Origin of the sequence: Alcanivorax sp. 97CO-5, from assembly GCF_000524665.1 — a bacterium.
In the GTDB taxonomy this organism is placed as follows: Bacteria; Pseudomonadota; Gammaproteobacteria; order Pseudomonadales; family Alcanivoracaceae; genus Alcanivorax; species Alcanivorax borkumensis.
This window is the reverse complement of the sequence record NZ_KI965877.1, coordinates 513,787-526,020: the sequence shown is the minus strand read 5'-3', so window position 1 is coordinate 526,020 and position 12,234 is coordinate 513,787. Positions and strand designations below refer to the sequence as shown.

The 12,234-nt window shown below is 54.1% G+C and carries 9 protein-coding genes; all 9 read left to right on the top strand.

Features of this window, described 5'->3' with window-relative positions; translation table 11 throughout:
• Nucleotides 1-34: 34 nt before the first annotated feature.
• The 9 genes from Y017_RS02320 (at nt 35) to Y017_RS02280 (ending at nt 12,233) form a co-directional block, all read left to right on the top strand.
• Complete coding sequence (locus Y017_RS02320; protein ID WP_155849234.1) at nt 35-1,354, top strand: O-antigen ligase; 1,320 nt, start codon at nt 35-37, stop codon at nt 1,352-1,354.
• A gap of 233 nt (nt 1,355-1,587) precedes the next feature.
• Complete coding sequence (locus Y017_RS02315) at nt 1,588-3,543, top strand: nucleoside-diphosphate sugar epimerase/dehydratase (protein WP_231483335.1); 1,956 nt, start codon at nt 1,588-1,590, stop codon at nt 3,541-3,543.
• A 254-nt stretch (nt 3,544-3,797) separates the two neighbouring features.
• Nucleotides 3,798-5,570 (top strand): SLC13 family permease, encoded by a 1,773-nt coding sequence (locus tag Y017_RS02310; RefSeq protein ID WP_035458560.1) that lies wholly within the window; start codon nt 3,798-3,800, stop codon nt 5,568-5,570.
• A gap of 393 nt (nt 5,571-5,963) precedes the next feature.
• Complete coding sequence (cysC, locus tag Y017_RS02305; RefSeq protein ID WP_011588214.1) at nt 5,964-6,581, top strand: adenylyl-sulfate kinase; 618 nt, start codon at nt 5,964-5,966, stop codon at nt 6,579-6,581.
• 113 nt (nt 6,582-6,694) lie between these two features.
• Entirely contained in the window at nt 6,695-8,131 is a 1,437-nt protein-coding gene (locus Y017_RS02300) for an MBL fold metallo-hydrolase (protein WP_197017534.1), read from the top strand.
• A 310-nt stretch (nt 8,132-8,441) separates the two neighbouring features.
• A complete protein-coding gene (locus tag Y017_RS02295) occupies nt 8,442-9,608 on the top strand; it encodes a nucleotide sugar dehydrogenase (RefSeq protein ID WP_035458559.1) in 1,167 nt (388 codons plus the stop codon).
• Nucleotides 9,609-9,620: 12 nt separating this feature from the next.
• Entirely contained in the window at nt 9,621-9,989 is a 369-nt protein-coding gene (locus Y017_RS02290) for a VanZ family protein (RefSeq protein WP_011588217.1), read from the top strand.
• Complete coding sequence (galU, locus tag Y017_RS02285) at nt 9,982-10,863, top strand: UTP--glucose-1-phosphate uridylyltransferase GalU (RefSeq protein ID WP_035458558.1); 882 nt, start codon at nt 9,982-9,984, stop codon at nt 10,861-10,863. Before Y017_RS02290 ends, galU begins: the two co-directional genes overlap by 8 nt.
• 80 nt (nt 10,864-10,943) lie before the next feature.
• Nucleotides 10,944-12,233 (top strand): nucleotide sugar dehydrogenase, encoded by a 1,290-nt coding sequence (locus Y017_RS02280; protein WP_035458557.1) that lies wholly within the window; start codon nt 10,944-10,946, stop codon nt 12,231-12,233.
• Nucleotide 12,234: the final 1 nt, after the last annotated feature.

The window sequence follows — 12,234 nt, the reverse complement described above, 5'->3', positions numbered from 1 at the left end:
CTTGATTCCCTTTTGCCGGTTCTCAGCGAGCATTGTGCTGTTTTCTTTTCTTGCTTTTCTGTTGGTGTTTCAGCTTGCCTATGCTGTGCTTCCGGTGTTGGCGGTTGCCACGGCGTTGTTGTGTTTGGTGATCTGTCGCAGCAGGGTGGGGGCTCGGCTGGCTGCTGATGATGTGGTTATGTTGTGGGTGCTGGGGCTCTTTTCTCTGGTTTGGCTTGCCGATGTTTGGCGCACTGCTTTGTGGCCTGTGGGTTCAGAAAACGTGGGGGCGTTGCTCCCACTGTGGCCATTGTTGGCGGGCGCGGTGTTGTTGGGCTGGCGCAGCAGTGTACGGCTGGTTGCTCCCGCTTGGTGGTGGGGTGTTGCCATTGGCGCATTGTTGGCCGGGGCTATTGCGGGGTATGAGCACTTTTGGCTTGGGCGCTGGCGCTCGGACAATGGGATGAATGCGATTCCGTTTGGCAACATTGCGCTGTTGCTCGGCACGTTGTGTTTGGTGCCGTTGGTGTTGTTACGGTTCCCGTTGGGGCATCGTTTTTCTACTTTACAGCGGGGGATGCTGGTTATGGGGGCCTTGGCGGGCTTGCTTGCTTCGGTGTTATCCGGCACGCGCGGCGGCTGGGTGGTATTCCCGGCGTTGGCGTTATTGGTAAGCGGGGCGGGTTTGTTGTCTTTACCCCGTGGGCGGGTGCTTGCCCTGGTGGTGATGTTGGTGGTTGCCCTGTTGGCTATGGCGTTGATGCCGCGGGCGCCGGTGTCTGACCGGTTGGGGCAGGGGGTGAATAACCTGCAGGAATATACCCAGGGCGGTACCGGCTCATCTTTGGGGGTGCGATTGGAAATGTGGCGAGCCGGCTGGGCGCTGATTCAGGTAAAGCCGTTGTTAGGCTGGGGTGAAGGGCGGCTGGAAGCTCGCCGTGATCAGTGGGTGGGCGAAGGCCGATTTAACCCCGGCATTAGCCGCTATGATCAATTACATAACGATATTGTGGATACCTTGGCCCGGCGCGGTGTGATTGGGCTGGCGACGTTGCTGGGGCTGTATTTTGTGCCTTTATTGCTGTTCTGGCGCTATTGGCGGCAGGGGATGAAGGTGGGTAGCCGCAAGGTCCAGGCTTTCGCATTGTGCGGTGCTGTGATTGTGGTGGCGTTTGTGGGCTTTGGAATGAGCCAATCCATGCTGCGAGACGCCAGGGGGCTATCTGGGTTTTTGGGCCTGCTGGTGGGCTGCTGGTGTTTGCTGAAGCAAGTAGCGGGCGATGTCGGGTTACAGCCTTCGGTCTCTCTGTGCCCTTGGGTAAACAAGACTTACGGGTCTAATTCGGCTGCCGAGCGCCTGTTTGCAACAGATTGAAAAAGACTCACCGTTGCGGGTAAAGGCCGCTGGGAAGAGGGGTTGTTTTGTCGCTTAAATGTCACGATTTAGGGTTAGTTTGTTTCGGAAATAGTGCTTTTTACCCGTTGGATATCCAGTGAAACGGCTTATAATATTCGTACCGGTTAATTTTGTGGTGCACATCACAAGCTTATGGCTAAGAGGGATCTAGCTGTGTTGGCCGGCCCTTTGGTCGCATGGACTGACCTATTATGAAAAACAAGTACTTCTACACCTCTGTGCACCGGATGGTGTCACTCCCTCGTACTGCGAAAAGAATGGTAATGCTGGGTGCCGATGCAGTCGCCGCACCGCTATTACTCTGGCTTGCCTATGGCTTGCGCCTCAATACCGCCGCCCCGGAAGTGGCTGACTTATGGTTGCTGATTGCTGCGCCGTTGATGGTGCTGCCGGTGCTATATGCGTTCGGTTTTTACCGTTCGGTTGTGCGTTACCTGGGGGCTGAAGTGGCGTGGTCTATCCTGTTTGGAGCGACCCTTTCGGTGGTGCTGCTGGCGGCGACGACTTATATGGTGTCGGGCTCCACCCCGCGTTCGGTGTTTATTATTTTCTGGGCGCTGCTAGTGCTATACCTAGGGGGCAGCCGCTTTATGATGCGCCGTTTCCTTTATAACGTGCTAGGTAAGCATACCTTGCGTGAAGCGGTGGCGGTATTCGGTGCCGGTGGGGCGGGGGCTCAGCTGGTGTCGGGGTTACTGTCTTCCGCCGAACTGCAGCCGCTGATGATTGTAGACGATGCGCCCGGCAAACAGGGGATGCTGCTTTGCGGTGTGCCGGTGGTGGGGCGGCGCGCTTTGGAAAAAGCGGTAGGGCGGGGGGCTATTCGTACGGTGTTACTGGCTCTGCCGTCTGAGAGCCGCGCCACACGGATGGCAGTGGTGCGCTGGCTGGAAACCCTGAATGTGCATGTGCAGACGGTGCCTTCGTTTGCGGATATTGCTAGCGGCAAGGCGCGGCTTGAAGAAGTCAAAGACGTGTCTATCGAAGACTTGCTGGGCCGTGACCCGGTGCCCCCCCGCGCGGATTTACTGTCGCGCTGTATTAGCGGCAAGCATGTTCTGGTGACGGGCGCGGCGGGCTCCATTGGTAGCGAACTTTGTCGCCAGATTCTTAAGTTGAACCCTTCCCGCTTGGTGTTGCTCGATCAAAGTGAATTTGGGCTGTATGCCATTGAGAAAGAATTGTGGGCAATGGCGGACAGCCTTGGTAAAAGCGTTGAAATTGAAGCGGTGCTGGGTTCAGTGGTGAACCGGGGCTTGATGGAGCGGCTTTGCAGTGACCAACGGGTGGATACGGTGTACCACGCGGCAGCGTACAAGCATGTGCCGATTGTGGAGGCTAACCCTACGGCCGGAGTGCGCAATAATATCTTGGGGACGCTGGAGGCCGCACTGGGAGCAGAAGCTGCTCATGTGAAGCACTTTATTCTTGTGTCCACGGATAAGGCGGTTCGCCCAACTAACGTGATGGGGGCCACTAAGCGTTTTGCAGAACTGGTGCTTCAGGCCTTAGCCGCTCGGGGCTCGGACACGGTGTTCTCGATGGTGCGCTTTGGCAACGTGCTCGGCTCGTCTGGTTCAGTGGTGCCCTTGTTCCGTGACCAGATTCGTAAGGGCGGCCCGGTAACGGTGACCCACCCGGATGTGATTCGCTATTTTATGACCATCCCTGAAGCGTCCCAGTTAGTGATTCAGGCGGGTGCCATGGCCCAGGGCGGCGAAGTATTCGTGTTGGATATGGGTGAGCCGGTGCGCATTGTTGACTTGGCTCGCACCATGGTGCACTTGATGGGGATGACGGTGCGTGATGAGAAAATGCCGGAGGGTGATATTGAGATTGCCTTTTCCGGCCTGCGGCCCGGTGAGAAGCTCTATGAAGAGTTATTGATTGGTGAGTGCAGCATCCGCACTGAGCATGAAATGATTATGCAGGCCCATGAGGAAAAACTGAGCTGGGACGAGGTGCATTTTGCCCTGGAGGCGTTCCGTAAGGCGTTAAGCCGTGCCGACCAGGATGCTATGCGGGCTTTACTGCGTAGTTATGTCAATGGGTATCAGCCAGAGGGGGTGGGTGCTGAGTCACCCGAGAGCCTTGCGGTACGTGAATTGCCGGCCTTTACCGGCAAAGCCGTTAGCGTTACTGAATAGTCTTTTTTTGGGGAGGTATGTCGGGCGAACCCGGCTTACCTCGTCATTCTTTGCTTCTATGCCCCTATCCTTTAGCCCTGTTTTATAGGCTAGATTAGCCGCTACGGTACTCCAGCATGATTCTGTAGGCATGCTGGGCTTTTGCTTATTCTATATTCGACTAACCTCCCCCTTTTTATATTCCGTTTGCCCTGTAAAATGCCGGTTTGGCTGTGCGATTTGCTGCGCGGCGTGGGCTTTGTCTGGTTGCTCTAATGACCCTGGAAATACTGATAACACTATTGGTTGTGTTGGCTGTGCTGTGCGCACTGGTGAGTAACCGTGTGCCTGCGGATATGACCATGATGGCGGCGCTGGTGTTGGTGATGGTAAGCGGGATTGTCTCGCCGGGGGAGGCGCTGTCTGGGTTTGCTAACCCGGGGTTGATGACCATTGCGGCACTGTACGTGGTGGCGGCTGCGCTACGGGATACCGGGGCGATTTATTGGGTGGCGCACCGGTTATTAGGGCAGCCAAAATCTGTGCTTTCCAGCCAGTTTAGGCTAATTGCGCCAGCGTCAATTCTGAGTGCTTTTCTCAATAACACCACCGTTGTGGCCATGATGATTCCTGCGGTGCAAGAGTGGGCGCAACGGTTACGGTTATCGGCGTCCAAACTGCTGTTGCCGCTGAGTTACGCGGCGATTCTCGGCGGTACTTGTACCTTAATTGGCACCAGCACCAACCTGGTTGTGGATGGTCTGGTTCAGGAAAAAGGGCTGCCGGCGTTCGGTATTTTCGATGTGGCCTGGGTGGGCATTCCTGTGCTGTTAGGGGGGGCGGCTTTCATGTTGTTAATAAGCCGTTTTTTGCTGCCCAACCGGGCGAGCATGGCATCCCAGTGGGAAGATGCCCGCGAGTACCATGTGGAAATGCTGGTGGCGAAAGGTAGCCCACTGGCGGGCCGCACGATTCAGGATGCGGGGCTGCGCAATCTTACCCACGGCTTTCTAACGGATATTCAGCGTGACGAGCGTTTGTTTACGGCAGTGGGCCCAGAAATGACCTTGCAGGAAGGGGATTTACTGGCTTTTGTTGGGGTGCCGGAGTGCGCTCGGGAATTGCAGCGTATTAATGGCTTGCAGGCTGCCCATGGTGGGGCCCACAAGTTAGGGCTCAACAACCATCAGCGACATTTAGTGGAAGTGGTGTTGAGCCCGGAATTTCCCGGCATTGGCCGTTCGGTGAAGGAAACCGGATTCCGCACCCGTTACCAGGCGGCCATTTTAAGTATTAGCCGAAATGGTAAACGGGTGCCAGGCAAGGTGGGCGAGCAGTGTTTGAAGGTGGGCGATACCCTGCTGCTGGAAACGAGCGAACAGTTTGTGGAGCAGTATCAATACCGGCGCGATTTTATGCTGGTGAGCCCGTTGAAAGATTCTACCCCACCGGATTTTCGCCGAGCGCCGCTGGCGGTGGCCGTGCTGGTGGCTATGGTGTTAGCCAATGTACTGGGGCTGGCTTCTACCCTGGAAGCCGCCATGCTGGCCGCAGGCCTGATGCTGGCGTTACGCTGTGTATCGGTAAACCGTTCGCGGATGAACGTGAGTGTGAACCTGCCGGTGCTGGTCGTCATTGGCGCTTCTTTTGCGCTGGGCAAGGCCATGGAGTCTAGCGGTGCGGCGGCGTGGATTGTGGAGCTGGCTATCCCGGATAGCGGTTTGTCGCCCTTTATGGCGCTAGTGATCGTGTATTTGCTCACTGCGATTTTCACCGAAATGATCACCAACAATGCGGCGGCGGTGCTGGTTTTTCCCATCGCCATTGGCGTGGCCGAGCAGTTGGGGGTGAGCCCTATGCCCTTTATTGTAGCGGTTATGTTTGCTGCTTCCGCCAGCTTTATGACCCCGCTGGGCTACCAAACCAACCTGATGGTTATGGGGCCGGGCGGTTACACTTTCCGCGATTACCTGAAGATAGGTTTTCCCATGAGTGTGGTGGTGGCGGTGATTAGCCTTAGCGTTATTCCGATGGTTTGGCGGTTCTAGCGAGGCTATGCCGAGGAACTATGCCGAGCAGCTTTGAGTTGAAAGTGAGACGTTCAAAGTTGAAAGGAAAAACAAAACAATATTGAGCTCCATGGAGGGAGCCAAGCAGGAGGGGCATGGTTGCTTCGGTTTGAAAATCTGGATGTATGGAAGCGCGGTACTGCGCTTTGTGTGGTGATGTGGCGGTATTTTACCGGGTTTAAGGATTTTGGCTTTCGGGCCATGGAATCGGTTACATCAACGAGGAAAAAGCCGGCCGTTGGCTTTCTGAGCTAGAGCAACACTCAAGGATGCTGGCGGCTATGATCGAGGGCATACAGCATGGCTGAGCCCGGAAGTTGAGGGTTGTCCTTCTCAACTTTTAACGTGAACGTTCAATTGAAGGAATTTTGCATGTCTGAGAAGTCTCCGTACCAGGAAAAAGCGAACGATTCCAAAGCCCACGTGGTTTGGCATGAATCAAATGTGTCCAAGGCCGACCGCGCCAAGGTTAAGGGGCAAAAGCCTAAGTGTATCTGGCTGACCGGGTTGTCTGGCTCTGGCAAATCCACGCTGGCCAATGCGTTGGAAGTGGCGCTGACCGAGAAGGGTAATCACACCTACTTGTTAGACGGTGACAATGTTCGCCATGGCTTGAACAAGAACCTGGGCATGAGCGATGAAGACCGTACCGAGAATATCCGTCGGGTGTCTGAAGTGGCTAAGTTGATGGTAGATGCGGGCTTGATTGTGGTGACGGCGTTTATCAGTCCGTTCCGTGCAGACCGTGATGCGGCCCGTGCATTGTTTGACGACGGTGAGTTTGTGGAAGTGTTTGTGGATGCGCCGCTGGAAGAGTGCGAGAAGCGCGACCCCAAAGGCCTGTACCAGAAAGCGCGCCAGGGCATCATTAAGGAATTTACCGGTATCGACAGCCCTTACGAAGCCCCGAGCAAGCCGGAGCTTGTGGTGAATACCGCTGAAAACGACATTGAAGCCTGTGTTAAGCAGCTGATCGCGGCCATTGTGTAAGGGCTAGCTGATTGCGCAGAGCGGATTAAGCATAGCCGTAATGCGGTATTCTACTGTGATCGGATTTGCCCCGGGCCAAGGAGGGCCTGCCTCGACATTGTGGAGGAGTTCACATGGAACGTTCCAATAACCTGCCTGAAGGCGGTTTTCCTCATCTTTTTCATCATGGTGCCGTGCGTGGTGTAACGGGTTCCGCCCATGAATGGGTGGCTAGCCCAGGCAGTTCTGTGCTCATCGACTGTGGGCTTTTCCAGGGCGGTGATGTTGGTCCAGCTGGGGCTAGCGCAGATGATTTGGCCATCGATTTCGATATTTCCCGGATCCAGGCCGTGGTGCTCACCCATGTGCATATTGATCATGTGGGCCGGCTGCCGTGGTTGTTGGGTGCGGGTTATGTCGGGCCGATTTACTGTAGCGGCCCATCGGCCAAGTTGCTGCCCATTGTGTTGGAAGATGCCTTTCGCTTAGGGGGGAGCCGCAAGCCGGCAGATGTGGAGCGCTTTATGGCGCGGCTGGAGGCGGCGTTAGTGCCTGTGCCGTTTGGCTATTGGCATGCCCTGGAGATGACCGATGGAACGGTGGCGGAGATTCGCTTGGGCAGGGCGGGGCATATCCTGGGCTCGGCCCATGTGTCTTGCCGATTGGCCGGTGAGCACATCACGGTGTTTTCCGGGGATTTAGGGGCCGCTGATGCGCCAATTCTGCCGGCAGCGGAGCCCCCACCGGCTGCGAATGTGTTGGTGATAGAAAGCACCTACGGGGATCGTCTTCATGAAGGGCGGGAGACGCGGCAGCAGCGCTTAGAAGATGCGTTGGTTAAGGCCTTGCGTGACAAGGGGACCTTATTGATTCCTGCGTTCAGTATTGGCCGTACCCAAGAGCTGCTTTATGAGTTGGAGGCGATTATCCACCGCCAACGGGGCGCCGCCATGCATCCGTTTCTGGACTGGGATGAGTTGCCGATAATTCTTGATTCTCCATTGGCGAGCCGGTTTACCCAGGTTTACCGGGAGCTTGAGCCTTACTGGGACGAGGAGGCCCGCGAACGCTTGCGGGCAGACCGCCGGCCGTTGGCGTTTGAGCAGCTACTAACGGTGGACAGCCACGAGGCACACATGAAAATGGTTCGTCACTTGGCTGGCACCGCAAGGCCGGCGGTGGTGATTGCCGCCAGTGGCATGTGTGCCGGTGGCCGCATTGTGAATTACCTAAAAGCGATGCTGGGCGATGCGCGCCACAATGTGCTGTTTGTGGGGTATCAAGCTGCAGGGACGCCAGGCAGGGAGATCCAGCGAAGCGAGCAGGGCAGCAGTGTGAGGCTAGAGGCAGAAACCTACCCCATTCGAGCTGCAGTAGAATCCATTAGCGGTTATTCAGCCCATGGTGATCAGCAGGATTTACTTCGGTTCGCGGCAGGAATAGCGCGGGGGCCTGAAGAAATTCGCGTGGTGCACGGCGATGAAGGCGCTAAACGTGCTCTGGTCGATAAGCTTGATGCACATTTTCGGGCCGTCGGCCAGCCAGTGAACGTTTGGATTCCACTCCAATAGCGGCTTATTGCATCCACGTTTACGGGTTTGTCGGTGCGGAGCTTCCATTCGTTTCCGTGTGAAAAGGATAGGGCCAATGGATTGGCTTCTTATCAACAATGCAACATAGTGCCTTTCAATAAGGCGGTAAGGTAAGCCTTCCACCTTTAGCCTCTTTTGGCTATGTTGGCGGTGCCTTTGTAAACTGCGGATCGTAGAATACCGCTCCGTTTGAGTTTTTGCGCGGCCAGAATATTTAGCTTAAGCGTTATTTTGTTTTGATGGATGGACGATACGGAAGCTTTTCAGCTGTTTGGGATTGAGGAAATTAATGAAAATTGCAGTGGCGGGAATGGGGTATGTCGGGTTATCCAATGCGGTGTTGCTGGCCCAGAATAACACCGTAGTGGCGCTAGATATTGATGCCATAAAGGTAGAGAAAGTTCAAAACGGAATTTCCCCGATTGAGGATGCTGAAATTCAGTCCTTTCTGACAGCGCAATCGCTGGATTTGCACGCGACAACCGATAAAAAGATGGCATTTGAAGGTGCCGATTTTGTAGTAGTGGCGACTCCCACTGACTACGACGTAAAGGCAAATTATTTCAATACGAGTAGTGTCGAGCTGGTAATTAGTGATGTGCTGGCTATTAATCCCCGCGCTACCATAATAATTAAATCGACGGTGCCGGTGGGTTATACGAAGACGCTGAGGGAACGTTTTGGTGTTGAAAATATCATCTTTTCTCCGGAGTTTTTGCGGGAAGGTAAAGCCCTGCATGATAACTTGCACCCCTCTCGAATCATTGTAGGGGCCCAGTGTGAGGCCGCTCGTATTTTTGCTGACTTGCTTGTTCAGGGGGCGGAAACCGTTGCTCCTCCTGTGATATTCACAGATTCAACCGAGGCAGAAGCGATTAAACTTTTTTCCAATACTTATTTGGCTATGCGGGTGGCCTATTTCAATGAGCTGGATAGCTATGCCGCTACCCATAACTTGAATACCCGTCAAATCATTGAGGGGGTTTGCCTTGATCCGCGGATTGGAGGGCATTACAACAATCCTTCTTTTGGTTATGGGGGGTATTGTTTGCCCAAAGATACCAAGCAGTTAGTGGCTAACTACGAGGATGTGCCGAATAACTTGATTAAGGCCATTGTGGATGCCAACCGGACACGTAAAGATTTTATAGCCGAAGATATTTTACGCCGTAACCCCGCCCGTGTGGGTATCTACCGGTTGGTGATGAAAGCTGGGTCGGACAACTTTAGGGCCTCTTCCATCCAAGGTGTTATGAAGCGGCTGAAGGCGAAAGGTATTGAAGTCGTGGTTTACGAGCCGGCACTGGTGGAGGAGGCATTTTTCAATTCGGTGGTGATTCGCGATTTTGAAACGTTTATTCAAACCTGTGATGTGATTGTTTCTAATCGTATGGTGAGTGAACTGGAAGGGGTGGCTGACAAGGTTTACACCCGTGATCTTTTTGGAAGTGATTAATCTTGGAATGCCATGCAGCGTAAAAAGCGGTCTCTTTTATTTCTTATTTTCAGTGTGACAATTTTTATTTTGGGTGCATTACTGCCAGGAGAATTAAGGGAGTCGATTAGTCAGTTGCTTCATTTGGGCAATGTGGATGCGTACGCGCATGTTTTTTTTGGCGCCTTGATTGCCTTGTTGTTGGCATGGCTTGGGGCTCCTTTTTTAATTGTTCTTATGGCCATCATTTCTCTTGGGGCCGTTATTGAAGTGGTACAGATATGGATTCCGGGGCGTTCCGCCACTTGGAGCGATATGGCCGGTAATGTGGCGGGCGCACTTATCGGATTGTTGGTGCTAAGCCTTGGGCGGTGCGTGGTTAAGAGAGGGCATAATGGTTAGAAAAGCAGTGTTACCGGTGGCGGGGTTTGGTTCGCGCATGTTGCCGGCGTCTAAGTCGATTCCGAAGGAAATGTTGCCCGTTGTGGACCGACCGGCTATTGAGTACGTGGTAAAGGAGGCCGTTCGAGCAGGGATCAAAGATATTGTATTGGTATCCCATTCTTCTAAGAGTGCGATTGAAGACTATTTTGATACCCAATTTGAGCTAGAGCATCAGCTTGAAAAGAAAGGCAAAACGGCTTTGCTGGATACGCTGCAGAATATCCTTCCGGCGGATGTAAACATTATTGCTGTGCGCCAACATCAAGCCCTGGGGCTGGGGCATGCGGTTGCCTGTGCCGCCCCGGTGATAGGCAATGAGCCTTTCGCGGTGTTGCTGCCTGATGTGTTGGTGGATTGCCAGGATATAGAAGAGGATCTGGCGGTTATGGTCCGCCGTTACCATGATACGTCTGCCGCCCAAATTATGGTGGAAGAGGTTCCCGCGCAGAGGGTTGATCAATACGGAATCGTGGCTCTGGAGGGGGATGCCCCCAAAGCTGGTGATTCTGCGGCCATGCGCGCCATTGTAGAAAAACCGCCTATTAATGAGGCTCCGTCTCGGTTATCCGTTGTGGGCCGTTATGTTCTCCCCGGTGAAATCATGGCCATTCTTGCCGAGACACAACCCGGGGCAGGTAACGAGATTCAGCTCACCGATGCGATTGCAACATTAATTAAGCAAAGCCCTGTGGAAGCTTATTCCATGCGTGGTCAGACCTTCGATTGCGGTAACAAGGTGGGCTATTTGCGCGCTATATTCCATTATGCTGCGCGACACCCAGATTTGGGCGAGCATGCCAGAGCCATGATGGCCGAAGCTAGCCAGCACTAATGTGGATGTTTTATTGGGCTCTGCAGGTACTTTGCTTGCGGGTGTCTATCGTATGAGGATAACGCGAAGGGTTTGGTGATATGCAGGTGGCTGTTTATGGCGACACGTTATGCGCCCAGGTAACGGCAACGGCGCTTGCTCAGACCGGGCATCAGGTAGCTTGGTACGTATTTGGTATAGAGGAGCATGAGCAGCTAAATCAAGAGCAACCGTTATTTAGCGAGCAAGGGCTGGACCGCTTGTATGTTGAGCAGATCAACGCGGGCCGTTTGGTTCCTTTGTTAAGAGGACAGAACGCGGTTGATCTCTCCCCCTCTGAGGTGGTGTTTCTTGCTTTGTCACCGGGCAACGAAACCTTGGCAGAGGATATTCTCGACGTTGATGTAAAGCCTGGGGGTTGTCGATTGGTGGTGAATCAGACCGTGGGGCCCGTAGGGGTGGCGGAACGATTGCGGCAATACATATTGTCTGCAGGCTATGATGCGGCTCTAGTGGCTTTGCCAGATTTGATTCAGGAGGGGAATGCTTTCCTGACCTTTACTCGTCCTGAGAGTATTTTGCTGGGGTGCTATGAACGCGAAGGCGAGGCCCTGATGCGTGAGCTGCTGCGCCCTTTCAATCGGCGTAAAGATGTTCTTCAGGTGATGAGCCTGCGGGAGGCGGAGTTCGCAAAACTCGCCATCAGCGGCATTTTGGCTACCCGAATCAGTTTTATGAATGACATGGCCGCCTTATCGGAGTCGTTGAACGTTGATATTGATGCGGTACGGGTCGCAATGGGGGCAGACTCTCGTATCGGTGAGGCTTACCTTTACCCTGGCTGTGGATTTGGCGGGCCTGGCTTGAGCAGTAATGTACTGGCTTTGCTGGATGCTCAGCAGCAGAAAGCTGCGGAGCCTGGTCTACTAGAACAGGTGTTGCATACCAATGAGCGGCAAAAAGAAGTTCTGTTTCGCAAGTTTTGGCAGTACTGCAACGGCTGTGTAAAAGGTAAGCGGGTTGCGATCTGGGGGGCGTCCTTTAAGCCGGGCACCGCCCGGGTAGAAAACGCGCCTGCCTTGAAGATTATAGAAGCGTTATGGGCGCAGGGTGTGGACGTGGCTGTGCATGATCCCAAGGCCTTGCCCGATTTAAAACGCTGGGCTGAGAAGCAAAATAGAGAACTGTTGCTGTGTGATACCCCCTACGAGGCCACCTTGGGCGCCGATGCGTTGATGCTGGTCACCGAGTGGAAACCTTATTGGAGCCCAGATTGGCAGCGTTTGAAACAAGAGATGCGGACCGGGCTTATTCTCGATGGTCGTAATATTTATGACCCTGCATTTGTTAAGGCACAGGGACTGGAATATCGTGGAATTGGACGGAGCTAGG

What these genes read in the sequence shown, in the direction of transcription:
- Y017_RS02280 (WP_035458557.1), top strand. Translation starts at nt 10,944, where the DNA reads ATGCAGGTGGCTGTTTATGGCGACACGTTATGCGCCCAGGTAACGGCA.
- Y017_RS02295 (WP_035458559.1), top strand. Translation starts at nt 8,442, where the DNA reads ATGAAAATTGCAGTGGCGGGAATGGGGTATGTCGGGTTATCCAATGCG.
- Y017_RS02290 (WP_011588217.1), top strand. Translation starts at nt 9,621, where the DNA reads ATGCAGCGTAAAAAGCGGTCTCTTTTATTTCTTATTTTCAGTGTGACA.
- Y017_RS02300 (WP_197017534.1), top strand. Translation starts at nt 6,695, where the DNA reads ATGGAACGTTCCAATAACCTGCCTGAAGGCGGTTTTCCTCATCTTTTT.
- Y017_RS02310 (WP_035458560.1), top strand. Translation starts at nt 3,798, where the DNA reads ATGACCCTGGAAATACTGATAACACTATTGGTTGTGTTGGCTGTGCTG.
- Y017_RS02315 (WP_231483335.1), top strand. Translation starts at nt 1,588, where the DNA reads ATGAAAAACAAGTACTTCTACACCTCTGTGCACCGGATGGTGTCACTC.
- cysC (WP_011588214.1), top strand. Translation starts at nt 5,964, where the DNA reads ATGTCTGAGAAGTCTCCGTACCAGGAAAAAGCGAACGATTCCAAAGCC.
- galU (WP_035458558.1), top strand. Translation starts at nt 9,982, where the DNA reads ATGGTTAGAAAAGCAGTGTTACCGGTGGCGGGGTTTGGTTCGCGCATG.